Origin of the sequence: Parapedomonas caeni, assembly GCF_041060555.1 — a bacterium.
Lineage (GTDB): Bacteria > Pseudomonadota > Alphaproteobacteria > Sphingomonadales > Sphingomonadaceae > CAUJIW01.
Genome location: NZ_JBEUDS010000027.1, coordinates 27,756 through 45,886, shown reverse-complemented (window position 1 = coordinate 45,886; position 18,131 = coordinate 27,756). Strand labels below are relative to the sequence as shown.

The window sequence follows — 18,131 nt, the reverse complement described above, 5'->3', positions numbered from 1 at the left end:
CTACGCCAAAACGACTTTTGCAATGGGGTCAGGCATGCCTGACCCCATTGCAAACAAGGCGCCGAAAGGCATAACCAAAACCGCCGAGGCTCTAGTCAGGGCTGGATGAAAGTTCCATGGCAGGTCACGCCCCCGCTACCAGCACCGCCATAGGGCGCGGAGACGCCGGGCCTCAGGCGGAGACCGAGAACGTTTCCCAGCGGCCGGCGATCTCCCGCCCATCATAGGTGACCAGCGGTCCGAACTGGAAGAACAGGGCCTCGCTCTGCGACGGCCGCAGAAAGACATAATCGTCAGGCCGCAACGTGACCCGCGCCGAGCCGGTGAGCATTTCCTGATTGCTCGAACGGCCGAACAGGCTGTTGTATTGCAGGCCCGGCGGGGACACCGGCGTCGCCAGCCAGTGGCCGCCGTGGATGAAGAAGGCGCGCGCACTGTTGGGATCGAGCCAGCGCAGCAGGCCGCCCAGCGGTTCCAGCCCGGGGAATCGGGTGGGGCCGGTCGCCTTGAGCACCGGCGTGGCGATAAAGGCCGCCGGCACATGATGGCGCAGGGTGTCGAGGTCGAAGTCGCCCGGCTTGACGAAGCCCGAGCCGACCGCCACGTCGTTCACGACGCTGCCGCGCGCGTGCAGGGCATAGGTCGGGCTGCCGGCGCCATTGAGCGTCCAGCGCTCCGGTGAGCCGCCCAGGCGTTCGCGCAACACGGCGATCGCCTCGGCATAGGCCGCCTGGCTGTCCTTGAAGGCGCTGTCGGGGTTCGGCATCTTCGGCACATGCGGATCGTACCCCATCAGCCCGGCGATGCTGAGCATCGACTCCTCCCGCGCGGCGTCGACCATCGCCGCCAGTGCCGCCGGACTGGCGATGCCACCGCGATGCAGGCCAACGTCGATCTCGAAATTCACCCGCAGCGGCCGGCCGAGGCCGCGCGCCAGCGCCGCATATTGCGCCAGCCGCGCCGGGGTGTCGATCAGCCATTGCGGGTTGGCCGCCGGTGCTGCCGGATCTCCGGTCGCGGCCAGAAAGGCGCGGGCCGCGTCCACCGGCAGGGGCTTGCCCAGCAGCACATCGGCATCCGGCCAATGCTGCGCAACATCCTGCAGCATCGGGCCGTTGAACACCATCATCCGCCGGGTGCCGGTGCCGTCGGCGATGGTCTCCAGCAGCGCGGGCACAGGCAGGGATTTCACCACCAGGCGCAGGTTGAGGCCGGTGCCGGCAAGCGTCTGGCGCACCGCCGTGATGTTGCGCGCCAGCCGGGTGGTGTCCACCACCAGCACCGGCCGGGCGACGCCGGCGCGATGCAATGCCGCACTCAGCCGGCTGAAATAGGCGTCATGCGGTCCGCCGCGCACGCCGGGGCGCGCCACCAGGCCGGCGCCGCCCAGCGCCAGCAGACCGCCACCGGCGACGACGGCCCGCCGGCTCCAGCGTCGCGCGGATTTTTGCGATGCGCCATCCGGCGCGGGGCGATCAGATGCGCCATCCGGCGCGGGGCGCTCAGATGCGCCATCCGGCGCCGGGCGATCAGGGTTGGCCATGCTGCAGCACCGACTTGAGGTAAGTGTTGAGCAACCGGCCGTCGGGATCGAGCGCCTGGCGCAGCGCCATCGCGTCGTTCCAGCGCGGATAGAGGCCGGCGAAATCCGTCGCGGTCAGCGTGTTGAGCTTGCCCCAGTGCGGCCGGCCACCATAGCGGCGGAAGATCGGCTCGATCAGCTCGAACAGGAAGCGGTAGTCGTCCTTGTAATAGGCGTGTACCGCCAGTGAGCCGCAGGTGCGGCCGTTGAACGGCGACAGCCAGGCATCGTCGGCCTTGATGATCCGTGCCTCGATGGGGAAGAACACGTCCGGCCGGTGGGTCTCGATAGTGCCGACGATGTCGCGCAGGGCCGCCATCTGGACCTCGATCGGCAGATGAAACTCCATCTCGTGGAAGCGCACCGGCCGTTCGTTGGACAAGAGCTTCCAGCCCTCGTCGACCGCCTCTTCAGGCGGGATATCCGCCATCAGCGCGCGGGCGACGCGCTTGCGCACCGGCGTCGACAGGTGAAACAGATCCCGCAGTCGCTTGAGGTCCATCAGCGTCTCGGTGTCCCTGTCGGGGCCGCGCGGCTGCACGGGCCGGTCGGTTTCGTCCACCGTCACCACCGCGGCATAACCGGTGAAGGGCAGGGCGAAGAACTCGGCGTTGCGGTGGGCGCCATAGAGGCGCGGCCATTGTGCCATCACCTGTTCCAGCGGCAGGATCGTCGTGCGCTTGTGCACCCGTGTGAGCGCGCTGTTGCGCAGCGTCACCTGGGTGACAACGCCGAAGGCCCCAAGCCCGACGCGCGCCGCCGCGAACAGGTCGGGCTGGCGGGTGGCGTCGATGTCGAGGATGTCACCGCGCGCCGTTACCAGCCGCATGGCGGTGACACTACCGTGCAGGGCCTGGACATCGAGGCCGGTGCCATGGGTTGCCGTCGCCAGCGCGCCGCCCAGCGCTTGCTTGTTGATGTCCGGCAGGTTGGGCATTTCCTGCCCGATCGCGGCCAGCGCCGGTCCGAGGTCGCCCAGCCGGGTGCCGGCGCGCACCGTTGCCTGATGTGTCGCGGCGTCGTGGTGGACCAGGCCGGCCAGCCGGTCGAGCGTCACCAGCGTGCCGTCGGTCGGCACCAGCGGCATGAAACTGTGCCCGGCGCCAACGACGCGGATCGGCCCCTGGGCGGTGCGCATCAACGCGGCGAGTTCGTCCTCCGAGGCCGGCGCCGCGCGGGCGGCCGGGTAGGCGTGGGCGCTGCCCGACCAGTTGCGCCACAGCAGATGTCCGTTCTCGTCCCGCGCCGGCGGTGATGGCGGCTCCGGCGCCTCTCGCAGCGCCTGGTGGAGATAGGCCCCGCCACCGGCCAGTGCCGTGGCGCCGAGCGCGAGGAACAGCGTGCGCCGCGAGATCATGACGGAGTCCCCTCCCGTGCCGGACCGTGGCCGGCAAGAAAGCGGATCAACGCCTCGTAATCCGCCGGCTCGCACGAGAAACACTGGCCACCGGCCGGCATGCCGTTGAAGCCGCTGATGGTATGCTCGACCAGTATCGGCATGCCCTTGTCCCAGCGCGGCGCCCAGGCGCGCGTGTCGCCGGTAAGCGGGGCGCCGGCCTCGGCGCTGGCATGGCAGGCCCGGCAGGATGTTTCGTAGAGCGCGGCCAGCCGGGGTTCGGCGGGGGTCAGGGTGGCGGCGCGCGCGGCGATCTTCCGGGGCGATTCCGCAGGCGTTGACGACGCGCCGTCACAGCCGGCGAGCGGTGTCAGCAGCGAGAGCAGCAGCACGGGATACAGGTGTCGGGTCATCAACTTGCCCTCGTCGCGATGGAGGAGGCCGGCGGCATGGCCGACGTGTCGGCGGGGCGCCGTTCGAGCACGGGCGGCAGATAGTTGCCAAGGTAGGACAGGACGGCGCGCTGGGATTCCTCGAAGGTGGCGTCGCTGATCACGCCATCACACGCGGGGCCGGTCGCGCCCTCTGGCGCGGGCCCTGTTGCGCTCGCCGGCGCGGGATCAAACGCCCATACCCGGTCTGACAGCGCGATGGCGATGGCGAGGCGTTCGTCCAGCCGCGCGACCGGCGGCAGCAGGAACCGCCGGTCCAGCTCGGCGGCCATCGCCCGGCCCTGTTCCATGATGTGGCCATCGTCGGCCCGGCGCAGCCCGCCAAAACCCAGTGCCCGGAACACCAGCAGCGCGTGCGCCGGATGGCGGCGATAGAAATCCCGCCCGGCGGCAAACAGCTGGCGGATCCACTCCTGCCAGGTCGGCGCCTCGATCCGCACGGCCAGGGCGTTGAACTCCCGGTCCATCAGGGCATTGTAGCGCCGCAGCAGCCCGACCAGAGCCGCCTCGGTCGACGGGAACAGGTGGTAGAGGCTGGCGGCCGGCAGCCCCGCCGTCCGCGCGATGGCCGGCAGGCCGATGCCGTCGAGGCCCTGCTCCAGCAGGTAGCGTTCAGTGGCGTCGAGAATGAGATCGACCCGTTCCGCCGCGTTGCGGCGCCGGGGTGCCTTGGGCAGGGCACGGTGTGACGCGGGCAGGACAGGCGACGCCATGAGGGCTCCAATATCGAATATTTTTGAATAATGGACCGATTCGCGGCGCCATGAAAGATCAAGACATCATCGGAGCGAAATTTTTCGAGCTTGGCTCCCTGGTCGCCCGGCCTCGGTCCGTTGTGCGGCGACCTCGTGTGGCCGTGCCGTGTTCATCGACCTGACAGGGCAGGACAGCGCTCATTCGATCGTGGCCAGGCGCGATGACCCCGGCAGGCCGGGCGCCGGCACCAAGGCGTATTCTCGCTGTGATCGCTATTGCCGGCGCCACAGGAGCCGGTGCGGCTTTTTTTACATTAGAAATGCGTCACATGTTCCATTAACTACGGGGATATGGGAGCCAAGACAGCAGTGTTCTGACATGAGTGGCGCAGCCGAACCGACCGGCCCTGGTGCCCCCGGACCGTCGAAGGCCGGGGCGGGCGGCGTGGCTATGGCGCCGCCGTTGATCCCGCCCGCCACCGTCGGGAACGCCGACGCGTCGCTGCTCGATGTCGGATCGCTGCCCTGGCGGCAGATGCTCGATCATGCGCCGGACCCCATGCTGCTGACCGATGTCGAGGCGCGCATCCTGTTCGCCAATCGCCAGCTGTGCATCCGACTGGGCCATCAGCTGACCGAACTGGTGGGCCGTCCGGTGGACGTGGTGCTGCCCGAGGCCCGGCGGCATCTGTGTTCACCGTTGCAGGAGGCGGGTGCCGTGCACACGGTTACGCTCGCCCGGGCGGCCGGTGGCGAGACCCGGCCGGTGGCGGTGGGTGTCTCGGTCGTGCCTCACGGCCGGCATCAGCTGTTGCTGGCCTCGTTGCGGTTGCTGGAGCCGCAGGCGGCGACGCCGCCGGATGTCGCGAGCGACTCTCTGCGCTCCATTCTCGATACCATGTCCGCCTTCGTCGGGCTGTTCACGCCGGATGGCCAGGCGCTGCTGCTCAACCGCGCGGTCCTTGATGTCTCCAGCCTCAGCGAAGGTGCCCTGAAGGCCGTCCGGCTGCCCGATCTGGCGGCCTGGAGCCATGATCCGCAGGAGCGTCGCAAGATCATCGAGGCGATGGCGCTGGCCGCTGCCGGTCAGGCCGTGCGCATCGCCGTGACGGCGCTGATCGGTGGCAGTGTGCGCCACCTCGACCTGATGTTCGCGCCGCTGCGAGGCCGTGACCAGCGCATCGACATGATTGTCGGTACGGCCGTCGACGTCACCGATCGCGCCGCGTCGGAACAGTACCGCCAGCTTGCCGGACGCATGGAGGCCCTGGGCAAGCTCGCCAGCGGCATCGCGTTCGATTTCAACAATCTGCTGTCGATCATCAGCGACAGTATCGAGACGTTACAGGATCATCTGGGGGACACCCAGCGGGCGCGCCCGCTGACGGAAACGGCCCTTCGTGCCGCCTATCAGGGCGCGTCACTCACCCGCAGTCTGCTGTCGTTCGCGCGGGAGGAGGCCATGACACCGGCACCGGCCGATGCCGCCCGGCTGGTGGAATCAGCGGCCGACCTGCTGCGCCGCATCCTGCCCGCCAGTATCGAGCTGCGCCTGGCTTGCGCCCCCGGTTGCGAACTCGGTCGCACCGACCCCGGCCAGTTGCAGAACGCGGTGGTCAGTCTGGTGGTCAACGCTCGCGATGCCATGCCCACCGGCGGCACGTTGACGATCAGGACCGATCGGGTACGGGTGGAGGAAGCACGGGCGGCCCGGCTTGGTGTCGCGCCGGGTGACTATGTGTGCGTTCGCGTCAACGATACCGGTCGCGGCATGGCGCCTGATGTGGCGCGGCGCGCGATCGAGCCGTTCTTCACCACGCGGGAGAACGCGAGCGGGCTTGGCCTCTCGATGGTCCATGCCTTCGCGCGCATGTCGGGCGGTCAGGTCGAGCTGGAGTCCACACCCGGCGCGGGCACCTCGGTCAGTCTGCTGCTGCCGGCCCGCGTCACCCCAGCCGCGCTGCATAGATTTCCGGCTTGAAGCCGGCGATGCGCTGGCTGCCGGTGTCGAGGATCGGGCGTTTGATCATCGACGGCTGGGCCACCATCAACGCCACCGCCTTGTCGATATCAAGATCGCGCTTGTCGCTTTCAGCCAGGTTGCGGAACGTGGTGCCGGCGCGGTTAAGTACCGTCTCCCAGCCCAGTTCCTCGCACCAGGCACGGACCCGCGCGGCGTCGATGCCCGTCTGCTTGTAATCATGAAAGGCATAGGCGACGCCATGATGGTCGAGCCAGACGCGTGCCTTCTTCATGGTGTCGCAGGCCTTGATGCCATAAAGCGTGATCGTCATGCCGTCTCTCCTCGGCGCGGGTGTCGGACCGGGCAAGCTCTATCGTCCGATCACGCCGGAGGGAAGCGGGGAGGGGCTGGTCCGCGGCCTCAGCCGGCGCGGCTGAGGTCCAGCGCCACGTCGACGATCATGTCCTCCTGACCGCCGACCATCTTGCGTTTGCCCAGCTCGACGAGGATCTGCCGGGTGTCGAGGCCATAGTCGCCCGCCGCCTTTTCGGCGTGCCGCAGGAAGCTGGAATAGACGCCGGCATAGCCGAGGCTGAGCGTCTCGCGGTCGACGCGCACCGGCCGGTCCTGCAGCGGGCGCACCAGTTCCTCCGCCGCGTCCATCAGCTTGTAGAGGTCGCAGCCATGGTTCCAGCCCTTGCGGTCGGCGGCGGCGATGAACACCTCCAGCGGCGCGTTGCCGGCACCGGCGCCCATGCCGGCCAGGCTGGCGTCGACGCGGATGGCGCCGCCCTGCACCGCCACCATCGAGTTGGCGACGCCGAGGCTGAGATTGTGGTGGGCGTGCACGCCGCGTTCGGTTTCCGGCTTCAGCACCCGGTCATAGGCCTCCAGGCGGGCGCGGTAGCCGTCCATGTCCATGGCGCCGCCGGAGTCGGTGACATAGACGCAGGTGGCGCCGTAGCTTTCCATCAGCTTGGCTTGCTGGGCCAGCGCGTCCGGCTCGATCATGTGGCTCATCATCAGGAAGCCGACGGTGTCCATGCCGAGGTTGCGGGCCGCCTCGATATGCTGCCTGGCGACGTCCGCCTCGGTGCAGTGGGTGGCGATGCGCACCGAGGTGACGCCGAGGCTGTGGGCGTGCTTGAGTTCCTCGACGGTGCCGATGCCCGGCAGCAGCAGGGTGGTCAGGCGCGCGTGCTTCACCACGTCGGCGACCGCCTCGATCCACTCCCAGTCGGTGTGGGCGCCGAAGCCGTAGTTGAAGCTGGAGCCGTTGAGGCCGTCGCCATGGGCGATCTCGATGGCATCGACGCGCGCCTCGTCCAGCGCCTTGGCGATGGCACGGACATGGTCGAGGCCATATTGATGGCGGATGGCGTGCATGCCGTCGCGCAGCGTCACGTCCTGGATGTAGAGCTTGGTCTGGGTGGGGTCGAGACGGGTCATCAGGCGGCACTCTTCAGGAATTTGCGCTTGGCGATCCGCTCGGCGGTCGCCATGCCGGCGGAGGTCATGATGTCGAGGTTGCCGGCGTATTTCGGCAGATAATGCGCCGCGCCCTCGACTTCGAGGAACACGCTGGTCTTGATGCCCTCGAAGCTGCCCAGCCCCGGAATGCGCACCGGGTTGTTGGAGCCGAAACGCTCGAACTGCACCTTCTGCTTCAGCCGGTAACCGGGCACATACTGCTGCACCTGGGCGACCATCGCCTCGACGGAGGCCTCGATGGCGGCCTCGTCCGCGCCCGAGGACAGCGCGAACACGGTATCGCGCATGATCATCGGCGGCTCGGCCGGGTTGAGGATGATGATCGCCTTGCCCTTGGCGGCGCCACCGACCACCTCGATACCCTTCGACGTTGTTTCGGTGAACTCGTCGATGTTGGCGCGGGTGCCGGGGCCGGCGGACTTCGAGGAGATCGAGGCGACGATCTCGGCGTAATGCACCTTGGCGACCCGGCTGATGGCGGCGACGATGGGGATCGTCGCCTGGCCGCCGCAGGTCACCATGTTGACGTTGGGCGCGTCCAGATGGTCCTCGCCGTTGACGACCGGAATGACGTAGGGGCCGATGGCGGCGGGCGTCAGGTCGACGATCACCTTGCCGGCGGCCTGGCAGATTTCCGAATGCCGTTTGTGGGCGTTGGCCGAGGTGGCGTCGAAGACGATGCCGATCTCCGGCCAGACAGCGAGTTGCTGCAGGCCGTCGATGCCCTCATGGGTGATGGCGACGCCCAGCCGCTGGGCCCGCGCCAGACCATCGGAATTGGGATCGACGCCGACCATGGCGCCCATCTCCAGCACGTCGGAGGTGCGCATGATCTTGATCATCAGGTCGGTGCCGATATTGCCCGAGCCGATGATCGCTACCTTGACCTTGCCTGTTGTCATGCCGTGACCCGTGTCCGTCCAAAGCGCGTGACGAGGTCGCCACGCCGGTGTATCCGGGGGTCACCTTGGTGTTCCGGTCAGTTTCAAGTCAAATTGGCGGCGGTGATTTTTCTTAATGATTGAGAGCGGCGGTCGCGCGCGGCGGCCACCCCTCCCCATTGTGGCGGGGTATCAGGCGGTCATGCGCGGTCGGGAGATGATGCGGAAGCGCGACAGCTGCGCGCGCGGCTCCGCCCAGTCCGGCGCCAGCTCGGCGGCCCGCTGATAGTCGGCGAAGGCCGCCGGGACATTGCCCAGCAGTTCATGGACCGTGCCACGGGTGTAGTAGCCGACGGATGCGTTGGACGGATTGAGGCTCAGGCCCCGGTTCAACGCCGCCAGTGCCGCTTCTTCCTGCCTGGTGTGGACGAGGGCGAGGGCAAGGTTGATATAGCTGTCGCCGAGATCGGATTGCAGCCTGATGGCGGCGCGGTAATCCTTGATGGCGTCATCGAACTGGCCCAGACGCATGCGGATGATGCCACGATTGACCAGCGTCGCCGCCCGGTCGCGCTGAGTGAGCGATTCCTCGGCGAGCGCGCGATTGCAGGGAGCGAGAGCAATGGCGCCCGGCTGGGGCAGCTTGGCGGCTTCGTAACAGTTTTCGGCATCGCCGCCGCCAATGATGTTGGTGGCGGCATGGGCGGTGCCGGCGATGCCAAGACACAGGGCCGCGGCCCCGATGCGGGTCATTATCCGATTCATGACGCTTCTCCCCGGCCGTGCGGGCGGGCGCATGTCCAGCCAGTCTTCGGCCAGCCCGAAGAATAGCATTATTTCAGAAATATGACATCAGGCTTTGCGCCGGTCCTTGCATCGGCGCGCGCGGGCGCGCCCGGCCGCGATGCCGGGCGGCCGCTGCCGGCGGCACCGTCACCCGGGCGGGCTATTCCGCGTTGTCGCCGAGAACGCCGCGGCGGATCTGGTCGAGTTCGATCGACTCGAACAGTGCCTTGAAATTGCCCTCGCCGAAGCCTTCGTTGCCCTTGCGCTGGATGATCTCGAAGAAGATCGGGCCAATCACGTTCTGGGTGAAGATCTGCAGCAGCAGGCCCTGGCCGTCGGTTGGCGCGCCATCGATGAGGATGCGCCGCTCGCGCAGCGCCGGTAGCGGCTCGCCGTGGCCGGGCACGCGCGCGTCCACCTGGTCGTAATAGGCATCCAGCGTGTCCTGGAACGGCACGCCGCGCGCCGCCAGCACGTCGACGGTCTTGTAGATGTCGTCGGTGAGCAGGGCGATATGCTGGATGCCCTCGCCATGGTAGGCGCGCAGATATTCCTCGATCTGGCTCTTGTCGTCCTGGCTCTCGTTGATCGGGATGCGGATTTTGCCGCACGGGCTGGTCATCGCCCGGCTGACCAGCCCGGTCAGCTTGCCCTCGATGTCGAAGTAGCGGATCTCGCGGAAATTGAAGAGCTTCTCGTAGAAGCCCGCCCAGTGGTCCATGTGGCCGCGATGGACGTTGTGGGTGAGATGGTCGACCAGTTTCAGGCCGGCGTCGGCGGCGGCCATGCGGGCCTGCCAGTCCGGCTCGAACACGAAGTCGACGTCGTAGATGTTGCGGTCGCCATAGCGATCGACGAGGTAGATGCGGCTGCCGCCGATGCCCTCGATCGCCGGGATGTTGAGTTCCATCGGCCGTACCGCTTCGCGCACCGGCTGGGCGCCGAGGCCAACCGCGCGTTCAAAGGCATCGGCCGCGTTGCGAACGCGGAACGCCATCGCGCACACGCACGGGCCATGCACGCGGGCGAACGCCTGGGCGAAGCTGTCCGGCTCGGCGTTGATGATGAAGTGAATGTCGCCCTGCTTGTGCAGCGTCACGTCCTTCGAGCGGTGGCGGGCGACCACGGGGAAGCCCAGCTGGTCGAACAGGGCGCGCAGCAACTGCGGGTCGGGCGCGGCATACTCGACGAACTCGAAGCCATCGGTACCCATCGGGTTCTCGACACCAAGCGGTTCAAGCACATGTGCGGCGGCAGCGGCCATGGTCAGGTGTTCCTGGAATGGTTAGTGTATGGAAGCGGATTATAGTTACAAATGAAACTAATGGCAAGCGACAAGACGACCTGCGAGATCGAACCCCTGCAGCTGGAGCGCTTCCTGCCCTATCGGCTGTCGGTGCTGTCCAACACCGTCAGCCGGGCGGTGGCGCAGCTCTATGAGGACCGTTTCGACTTGAAGCTGCCGGAATGGCGGGTGATGGCGGTGCTGGGCCGCTTTCCCGGTCGCACGGCGTCGGAAATCGTCGAGACCACCGCCATGGACAAGGTGGCGATCAGCCGCGCGGTCAAGCGGCTGGTCGACATGGGGCGGGTGACCGTCGAGGGTGACCCGCGCGACGCGCGCCGGCAACGCCTGTCACTGTCGGCGCGGGGCCATGCAATCTATCGTCAGGTGGTGCCGCTGGCCCGCAGCGTCGAGGAGCGGTTGCTCGCCACCCTGTCGCCGGCGGACCGGGACGCGATTGATCGGATGCTGACCCGGCTCACCGCCGCCGCCGGCGATCTCGCGGCGCCGGTCATTCCGCCGGCAGGCGAGTGACCGCCGGGCCGTCCGGCGCGTCGACCGGGTGGGCAGCGCCATCGGATTTGCCGCCGCCCAGCAGGCTCATCAACGCCGGCAGCATCAGGAAGGTGGTTGCCACCGCGAAGACGAAGATGATCGCCACCATCTGACCAAGCTTGGCGATCACCGCGAAGTCGCTGAAGGTCAGGATCAGGAAGCCGACCACCAGCACCGTCGAGGCCACCCACAGCTCCATGCCCACCGCCTGGAAGGTGCGCAGCACCGCCTGCCGGGTGTCGCCGCCGGTCGCGCGCCGCTGTCGGCTGAAGGTCATCATGAAGTGGGTGACGGAGTCGACCGTCAGACCCAGCGCGCAGGAGGTCACGAACGCGGCATAGAGGCCCTGGGCACCCTCGATCAGCTGCCAGGCCCCGAACGCCATCACCACCGGCAGGATGCTGGGCACCAGGCTCACCAGGCCAAGCTTCAGCGAACGCAGGGCGAGCGCGGTACACAGGCCGATCAGCAGGAACGACATCAGCGTGCCGCCAACCATCGAGTGGGTGTTCTCCTGGGTCAGGTAGGCGAACATCAGCGAGGTGCCGGTGCCCGGCGTCTGCATCACCGCCGGTGCGTTGGCCTTGAGCCAGGCGTCGGCGCGTTCCTTCAGCGCCACCATCTGCTCCGAGGTGACGTTCTTCATCGCCACCATCACCCGACTGGAGGCCTTGTCCATGGTCAGCTGGTTGGCGAGGTCCTGGCCCTGGGCCAGGTTCATTTCGTAGAGCACGAGATACTGCGCGGCGAGTTCACGATTTTCCGGCAGCCGGTAATAGGCGGGGTCGTCGCCGTGCATGTTGCGGTTGAGCCGCTTCATCACGTCGACGATCGAGCCGACGTCGGCGACTTCCGGCTGGCGTTCCAGCCAGCTGGTGAAGGCCGCCACATGGCGCAGATAGGCCGGCTCGGCGATGCCGCCTTCCTCGCCAGAGGGCAGGCCGTAGCTCAGCGTGTAGATACCGGGCAGGTGGCGGTTGATGAACTCGGCGTCGGTGCGGAACGAGTGGGACGGCGACAGCCATTCGATGAAATTGTCGCGGGTCTCCAGCTTCGGCGCCAGCATGCCCAGACCCAGCCCGAGCGCGGCGAAGCCGGTCAGCACCAGTGCGCGGTGCCGCATCGACCAGTCGGCCAGCTTCTCGACGCTGTGCTCCTTCTCGGCCAGCTTGTCGTGGACCCGGATCGGGAACACCGCCAGCAGGGCCGGCAGGAACCACACCGAGAAGCCGTAGGCGACGACCGCCCCGAACGCCGCCATGTTGCCGAGGTCGCGAAACGGCGGCGTGTCCGAGAAATTGAAGCACAGGAAGCCCAGCACGTCGGTGAAGGTGGTGAGCGCGATCGGCGCATGGTTGGTGCGGATGGAGCCGCGCACCGCTTCCAGCGGAGACAGCCCTTTCTTGCGCAGCCCATGGCTGACGCCGATCAGGTGGATGGCCTCGGCGGTCGCGATGGTGAGGATGATCACCGGCACCTGGCCCGAGGCCGGTGACAGCGAGAAGCCGAGCCAGCCGGCAATGCCCATGGTGGTCGCCACCGACAGGCCGAGCACGGCGATGGTGGCGGCGGCGGCGGTCCAGGAGCGGAAGAACAGGCCGATGGCGATGAACAGGAATACAACCATCACCGGCACCAGCCGGGCCAGATCGCTCTGGGTCACGCCGTAGAAGCTGTGGGAGAGCAGCACCACGCCGGTGGTGGCAACCGTCAGGTCGGGGTGGCGGGCCGCGAAGTCGGCCTTCAGCGCGGCGGTGGCATCGGCGATGGCCTCCAGCGCCCGGGTATCGTTTTGCGCCAGGTTGACCGTCACGACGACCTGGGCGGTCGTCCCGTTCTTCGACAGCAGCCGGCCCTGCACCGCCGGTTCAGCGAGCGCGATGGCGCGCACCCGCGCCAGCGCCTCGGCCGACAAGCCGGCCGCCTGCGTCACCAGCGGCTCGACCATCAGGTCGTCCCCGACGGCGTAGCTGTGCTGATGATTGGTCAGCGAGTCGACCCGCGTCGCGCCCGGCAGGCGCCAGGCGGCATCGGTCAGCGACTCGATGGCGGCGAGGCGCTCGCGGGTCAGCATGTCGCCGCGCGTGGCGTGCAGCACCAGGTTCACGGTGTCGGACCGGGTGAAGCTCGCTTCCTGCTGTTCGTTCTGGACCCGCTGGGGGTCGGTGGGCTCGAAGAATACCCTGTAATCGTTGGCGAAGCCGATGCGCAGCAGGCCGAGGCTGGCGACCAGGGCGAGCAACAGGCCGACGGCGAGGACACGCCTGGGGTGTGCCAGAACCAGCTTCTCGGTCCAGCAGGCCAGGGTGTCGAGACGGGCAAAAAGGCGATCCAGCATGGATCAACCCTAGCCCTGGCGTGGTTTAGAAAGCGCTAAGGTCTGGTGACGGCGGTGCAACGAGGGCGTGCGCTCGGCCGGTCGGCGACGGTCGTCAGGCGATGATGTCGGGCACCAGCATGTCCTGCAGCAGGCCGATCTCGTCCCGCAGCCGGAGCTTGCGCTTCTTCAGTCGCTGGATCTGCAGCTGATCGGCGCTTGGCTGGCCGCTAAGGGCCTCGATGGCCGCGTCAAGATCGCGGTGCTCCTCGATCAGGGCACTCAGCCGTGCGGCGATTTCCTGCTGGTCGATTTCCACCATCGGGCCCCGTTACTCATTGCCTGCGTGTCTCTAGCACAGCCCGATCGTCATTGGTACGCCCGACCCCGAGTCGTGACGACCGGACGCCACGCGATACCACACCGGGCTGCTGGCAGCCGTCATGGATCCCAACATATCCGGGTGAACGGCGGGTTCACCATCAATATTTGGCTTCTGGAAACGGCTGCGGGTGGAGCCTGAGACATAACGCCACGATGGCCGTGACAAGCCGGCGTTTCTATGTTGTGATTATCAGCCCAACCCTGAGCGTAAGGAGGAGCCGATGGCCGTTTCCACCAAGGGATATGTCGCAGCGCTGGCCGCAAAGCACTCGCAGATCGACGAACTGATCCTCAAGGAAAGCCAGCGACCTCTCCCCGACTCGATGGTCATCGCCCAGCTGAAAAGGGAAAAGCTCCGACTGAAGGAGGAGCTCGGCCGCACCGCCTGAGTGGCTGTCGCGCCCTTTCCATCTTCCGTGGTCTGACTGCCCGGACCTGATGGTCCGTGCGTGAACACGCGCGGATGGCGGCCTGCCTGTCGCCATTCGCGGCGTGTCCGGTGTCGGGACCGGCAGGCGAGTTCTGCCGGCGGCCCCGGGCGGATGATGGTCGTGCGGGCCGGGCGATTGTCGCCCGCCGCCTCAGGCCGCGCTGTCGTCTTCGGCGTCGCCCGCCGCTTCGCGCTGGGCGCGCTCGCGCTTGAGTTCCTCGATCAGGCTGGCCGACTCTTCGTCCAGCGCTACTGGCTCCGGCGTTTCGCCGCGTTTCTTCGCCGCCTTCTGGACGAGGGCGTCGAGTTCACGCTGCGAGCACAGGCCGAGCGCCACCGGATCCTGCGTCTTGATGTTCTGGATATTCCAGTGCGAACGATCGCGGATGGCGGCGATGGTCGACTTGGTGGTGCCGATCAGTTTGGAGATCTGGCCGTCGGACAGCTCCGGATGATAGCGCAGCAGCCAGGCGACGCCGTCCGGCTTGTCCTGGCGCTTGGAGACCGGCGTGTAACGCGGCCCCTTGGTACGCTTCTGCTGCTCCGGCACGTCCGACATCTGCAACCGGACGGCGGGATCCTTCTGGCCGCGCTCGATTTCGGCCTCGGTGAGTTCACCGGCGCGGATGGGGTCGCGGGGAATATAGCGGGTGGAGGCGGTTTCATCGGCGATCGCCTGCACTTCGAGCACATGCAGGCCGCAGAAGTCGGCGATCTGCTGGAACGTCAGCGCCGTGTTCTCGACAAGCCAGACGGCGGTCGCGTGCGGCATCAGCGGCTGAGCCATGGGTGTCTCCTTCCCCGCAAAAATAGCGACGGCCGCCCTAACGGGCGGCCGGTTCAAGCGTTCATCTCGTAGCGCCGTCGGCGCCGCGCGTCAAATGGATGCTAGGGGGGGGCGATCAGACGGTCATCGGCTGGTAACCGGGCAGGCGCTCGACCCGCGCCAGCCAGGCCTGGATATGCGGATAGCGATCGAGGTCGAAGCCGGCGTCCGGCGCGACGTGGGTATAGGCGTAGAGCGCGATGTCGGCGATGGTCGGAATCGAGTCCACCAGCCACGGCGTGGCCGTCAGCGCGTCCTCCATCAGTTGCAGCGCGGCATGGCCCTGCGCCATCTTGCCCGGCAGCAGCGCGCGCTGCAGGTCGGAGAGATTGTCGGCGCCGACATGGGCCAGCCAGAAGCGCGGCGTGGCGATGTTGGGTTCATGGCTGTACTGCTCGAAGAACAGCCACTGCAACACCCGCGCCTGGGTCCAGGCATCGGCGGGCCAGTAGGGTGACCCCTGGGCCAGATAGAACAGCGCGGCGTTGGACTCCGGCAGTTTGCGTCCGTCCTCCAGTTCCAGCACCGGAATGCGGCCGTTGGCGTTGATCTCGCGCAGGAAGGCCGGGGTGCGGGTCTCGCCGTTCAGGATGTCATAGTGGCGGCGGTTCAGCGTACGTCCGGTGAGGGCGGCGATCAGACGGATCTTATAGCAGTTGCCCGAGGGGGCGAACTCGTGCAGCGTCATGGTCATGGCAGGATCTCCCGAGGGGCGATCTCCAGCAGTATCTTGCCGACGTGCGCGCCGGCTTCCATGCGGGCGTGGGCCTGCCCGGCGGCGGCCAGCGGCAAGCGGGAGTCGATGACCGGGGTCAGTTCGCCGGTGGCGAACAGCGGCCATACCTCTCGTTCCAGGCTGAGCGCCAGCGCGCTCTTGAACGCGGTCGAACGGGCCCGCAGCGTCGAGCCGGTGATCAGCAGCCGCTTGCGCATGATGTCGAAGATGTTGATTTCGGCCTTGTTGCCGCCCTGGATGGCGATCGACACGTGCCGGCCGGATTCCGCCAGCAGCGACAGGTTGCGGGCCACATAGCTGCCGCCGACCATGTCGAGCACCACGTCGACGCCCTTGCCTTCGGTCAGCGCCTTGACCCGCTCGACGAAATCCTCGCTGTTGTAGTTGATCGCCTCCGCGCCCAGGGCGGTGGCCGCTCGGCACTTGGCGTCGCTGCCGCAGGTGACAAGAATGCGGATTCCGAAGGCACGGCACAACTGGATGGCGGTGACGCCGATGCCGCTGGTGCCGCCATGCACCAGTACCGTCTCGCCCTCGCAGACATAGGCGCGCTCGAACAGGTTGGACCAGACGGTGAAGTAGGTCTCCGGCAGGCTGGCGGCGTCGACCATCGAAACGCCGGCCGGTACGGGCAGGCACTGGCCGTCGGGGGTGGTGGCGTATTCGGCATAGCCGCCGCCGGCGAGCAGCGCACACACGGTGTCGCCGATCCGCCAGCGGGTGACGTCGGCGCCGGTGGCGACGATGGTCCCGGAAACCTCCAGCCCCGGCAGGTCCGAGGCGCCGGGCGGCGGCGGATAGCGTCCGAGCCGCTGCATCACATCCGGCCGGTTGACGCCCGCGGCGGCCACGCGGATCAGCACTTCATCGGCCTTCGGCTCTGGCAGCGGTCGTGTCGTCAATCGCAACTGGCCATCGGTGATCTCGACCGCCCGCATGTCGCCCGGCAATGTCATGCTGTCCCCTCGTCTGCTTTCCCGGTACCGATATTGACAGTCGGGAGTCGCCGGTCAACCTATAGCCTGACCGAAGAGCGAGATTGTGCGAACGGGAGACCGATGATGGACGTCGATGAGTTGCTGCCACGGCGCCGGCCGGGCGACCCGCTGGTCGAGCTGATGCGTCAGGATCTCGATCCGCTGTCGCGCGATGAACTGGAGGAACGCATCACCCTCCTGGAGGCGGAGATCGCGCGCTGCCGCGGCAAACTGGCCGCCGCCGGCGCCTTCCGTCAGGTCGCCGACGCCCTGTTCCGGAAATAATCCCGGTTACAGATAGAGATCCTGCGTCGCCCGGGTGAAGCGGAACTCGCCCTGGGCATCGTGCGGCTTGGCGCCCAGCACGCGGGCCGACGGCATGGTGATGACCGCGCGGGTGCCGCGTCCCGGCCGGGAGATCAGGCGGAACTGGCCATCGTGCAGCTCGGTCAGCGCCTTGACCAGCGGCAGGCCGAGTCCGGTGCCGCGCAGGCCGCCACCGGCGCTGCCGGCGGGGCCGTCGGTGAGCTGCTTGAACGGTTGCAGCACCACCGCGATCTGCTCCGGGGCGATGCCGGGGCCGCGGTCGCGGACCTCGATGCGCATGGCGCCGCGACTGGTGATCCGCGCCGACAGCGTGACCTCGGTACCCGGCCGGGTGAACTTGATGGCGTTGCCCACCAGGTTGAGCAGCAACTGGCGGACAATCCGCTCATCGGCATTGAGCAGCGGCAGGTCGCTGGGAACGCGGCACTCCAGCCGGACGTCGCGGTTGCGGGCAATGGCACGCAGGATGCGGGTCACCACATGCATGGCCATGACCACGCTCACCGGCCCTTCCTGCAGCTGCATTTCGTTGGCCTGGATCTTCGACAGGTCGAGGATGGCGTCGAGCAGCGACACCAGGTGCAGGCCGGAGTCGTGGATGGCGTCCACATAGTCGCCATAGAGCGGCGGCTCGATCCGCCCCAGCACGGCCGAGCGGATGAGGTCGGAATAGCCGACGATGGCATTGAGCGGGGTGCGCAGCTCGTGGCTCAGGTTGGCGATCAGCATCGCCCGTTCCTGCTGCATCCGCGCCAGCACCCGGCGGGCGGTGTCGCGCTCCCCGGCGGCGGTACGGGCCTGGCGGGCCAGTGCCTGAACCAGGGTGGCGGCGGTCAGCTGACCGATGGCCGTGCCCTCTTCGGTCACCCAGAGGCCGGTCTCCAGCAGGTGGTCGAAGTCGGGGCGGTTCAGCAGCTGGTCGAGCGGGGTATCCGCCGGCAGGCAGGGGCGGCCGCCTGTCGCGGGCGTGCCCGCGGGCGGTGCAGAGCCGTCGAGCGGCTGCATAACATGTCCAATCGACAGGTCCATTGTCCTACCGTTCGACTTTCAATGCGGCCCGGTTGCTCCACGCTGCCCCCCTTTGGTGTATTCAGCGTCCCCTTCGAGA

19 protein-coding genes are annotated in these 18,131 nt (G+C 67.6%); 4 read left to right on the top strand and 15 right to left on the bottom strand.

Annotated elements, in window-relative coordinates:
- Positions 1-172: 172 nt before the first annotated feature.
- Genes ABU113_RS14875 through ABU113_RS14860 form a run of 4 tightly spaced genes read right to left on the bottom strand, consistent with a single transcriptional unit; the run spans position 173 to position 4,083 of the window.
- Entirely contained in the window at positions 173-1,543 is a 1,371-nt protein-coding gene (locus tag ABU113_RS14875; protein ID WP_454560287.1) for an alanine racemase, read from the bottom strand.
- A complete protein-coding gene (locus ABU113_RS14870) occupies positions 1,530-2,939 on the bottom strand; it encodes a D-arabinono-1,4-lactone oxidase (protein ID WP_454560286.1) in 1,410 nt (469 codons plus the stop codon). The genes ABU113_RS14875 and ABU113_RS14870 overlap by 14 nt, the downstream gene beginning before the upstream one ends.
- Positions 2,936-3,331, bottom strand: coding sequence for a c-type cytochrome (locus ABU113_RS14865; RefSeq protein WP_454560285.1), 396 nt, complete (start codon positions 3,329-3,331; stop codon positions 2,936-2,938). Before ABU113_RS14865 ends, ABU113_RS14870 begins: the two co-directional genes overlap by 4 nt.
- Complete coding sequence (locus ABU113_RS14860; protein ID WP_454560284.1) at positions 3,331-4,083, bottom strand: TetR/AcrR family transcriptional regulator; 753 nt, start codon at positions 4,081-4,083, stop codon at positions 3,331-3,333. Before ABU113_RS14860 ends, ABU113_RS14865 begins: the two co-directional genes overlap by 1 nt.
- 433 nt (positions 4,084-4,516) lie before the next feature.
- On the opposite strand from ABU113_RS14860, the gene ABU113_RS14855 reads away from it, so the two are divergent.
- Positions 4,517-6,046 carry an ATP-binding protein gene (locus tag ABU113_RS14855; RefSeq protein ID WP_454560283.1) on the top strand — a complete coding sequence of 510 codons (1,530 nt, stop codon included), beginning with the start codon at positions 4,517-4,519 and terminating at the stop codon, positions 6,044-6,046.
- Here the strand turns inward: ABU113_RS14855 and ABU113_RS14850 are convergent.
- From ABU113_RS14850 to hppD, 5 genes are all read right to left on the bottom strand, one after another.
- The gene (locus ABU113_RS14850; RefSeq protein ID WP_454560282.1) at positions 6,012-6,359 is read right to left on the bottom strand and encodes an ArsC family reductase; all 348 of its coding nucleotides are present in this window, start codon (positions 6,357-6,359) and stop codon (positions 6,012-6,014) included. The two genes, ABU113_RS14855 and ABU113_RS14850, sit on opposite strands and share 35 nt — an antisense overlap.
- An 89-nt stretch (positions 6,360-6,448) precedes the next feature.
- Positions 6,449-7,477: a 4-hydroxy-2-oxovalerate aldolase gene (gene dmpG, locus ABU113_RS14845; RefSeq protein WP_454560281.1), complete on the bottom strand. Its 1,029-nt coding sequence runs from the start codon at positions 7,475-7,477 to the stop codon at positions 6,449-6,451.
- Complete coding sequence (locus ABU113_RS14840) at positions 7,477-8,421, bottom strand: acetaldehyde dehydrogenase (acetylating) (protein WP_454560280.1); 945 nt, start codon at positions 8,419-8,421, stop codon at positions 7,477-7,479. Before ABU113_RS14840 ends, dmpG begins: the two co-directional genes overlap by 1 nt.
- A 171-nt stretch (positions 8,422-8,592) precedes the next feature.
- The gene (locus ABU113_RS14835; protein WP_454560279.1) at positions 8,593-9,165 is read right to left on the bottom strand and encodes a tetratricopeptide repeat protein; all 573 of its coding nucleotides are present in this window, start codon (positions 9,163-9,165) and stop codon (positions 8,593-8,595) included.
- A gap of 181 nt (positions 9,166-9,346) precedes the next feature.
- Positions 9,347-10,450 carry a 4-hydroxyphenylpyruvate dioxygenase gene (gene hppD / locus ABU113_RS14830; RefSeq protein ID WP_454560278.1) on the bottom strand — a complete coding sequence of 368 codons (1,104 nt, stop codon included), beginning with the start codon at positions 10,448-10,450 and terminating at the stop codon, positions 9,347-9,349.
- A 60-nt stretch (positions 10,451-10,510) separates the two neighbouring features.
- Here hppD and ABU113_RS14825 point away from each other — a divergent pair, with 60 nt between their 5' ends.
- Complete coding sequence (locus tag ABU113_RS14825; protein ID WP_454560277.1) at positions 10,511-11,005, top strand: MarR family winged helix-turn-helix transcriptional regulator; 495 nt, start codon at positions 10,511-10,513, stop codon at positions 11,003-11,005.
- Here the strand turns inward: ABU113_RS14825 and ABU113_RS14820 are convergent.
- Positions 10,983-13,364 (bottom strand): efflux RND transporter permease subunit, encoded by a 2,382-nt coding sequence (locus tag ABU113_RS14820; protein WP_454560276.1) that lies wholly within the window; start codon positions 13,362-13,364, stop codon positions 10,983-10,985. The genes ABU113_RS14825 and ABU113_RS14820 overlap by 23 nt on opposite strands.
- A 94-nt stretch (positions 13,365-13,458) precedes the next feature.
- Entirely contained in the window at positions 13,459-13,656 is a 198-nt protein-coding gene (locus ABU113_RS14815) for a YdcH family protein (protein ID WP_454560289.1), read from the bottom strand.
- Between the two features lie 292 nt (positions 13,657-13,948).
- On the opposite strand from ABU113_RS14815, the gene ABU113_RS14810 reads away from it, so the two are divergent.
- Complete coding sequence (locus ABU113_RS14810) at positions 13,949-14,116, top strand: YdcH family protein (protein WP_454560275.1); 168 nt, start codon at positions 13,949-13,951, stop codon at positions 14,114-14,116.
- Positions 14,117-14,308: 192 nt separating this feature from the next.
- Here ABU113_RS14810 and ABU113_RS14805 read toward each other — a convergent pair whose 3' ends face one another.
- From ABU113_RS14805 to ABU113_RS14795, 3 genes are all read right to left on the bottom strand, one after another.
- Entirely contained in the window at positions 14,309-14,944 is a 636-nt protein-coding gene (locus tag ABU113_RS14805; protein WP_454560274.1) for a DUF1013 domain-containing protein, read from the bottom strand.
- A gap of 115 nt (positions 14,945-15,059) precedes the next feature.
- On the bottom strand, positions 15,060-15,677 hold the full coding sequence (locus tag ABU113_RS14800; protein ID WP_454560273.1) for a glutathione S-transferase family protein: 618 nt from the start codon (positions 15,675-15,677) through the stop codon (positions 15,060-15,062).
- Positions 15,674-16,675, bottom strand: coding sequence for an NAD(P)H-quinone oxidoreductase (locus ABU113_RS14795; RefSeq protein ID WP_454560272.1), 1,002 nt, complete (start codon positions 16,673-16,675; stop codon positions 15,674-15,676). The genes ABU113_RS14800 and ABU113_RS14795 overlap by 4 nt, the downstream gene beginning before the upstream one ends.
- A 102-nt stretch (positions 16,676-16,777) precedes the next feature.
- On the opposite strand from ABU113_RS14795, the gene ABU113_RS14790 reads away from it, so the two are divergent.
- Entirely contained in the window at positions 16,778-16,981 is a 204-nt protein-coding gene (locus ABU113_RS14790) for a DUF1192 domain-containing protein (RefSeq protein ID WP_454560271.1), read from the top strand.
- A 6-nt stretch (positions 16,982-16,987) separates the two neighbouring features.
- Here the strand turns inward: ABU113_RS14790 and ABU113_RS14785 are convergent, their stop codons facing one another.
- Positions 16,988-18,028, bottom strand: coding sequence for a sensor histidine kinase (locus tag ABU113_RS14785; protein WP_454560270.1), 1,041 nt, complete (start codon positions 18,026-18,028; stop codon positions 16,988-16,990).
- Between the last annotated feature and the right edge of the window lie 103 nt (positions 18,029-18,131).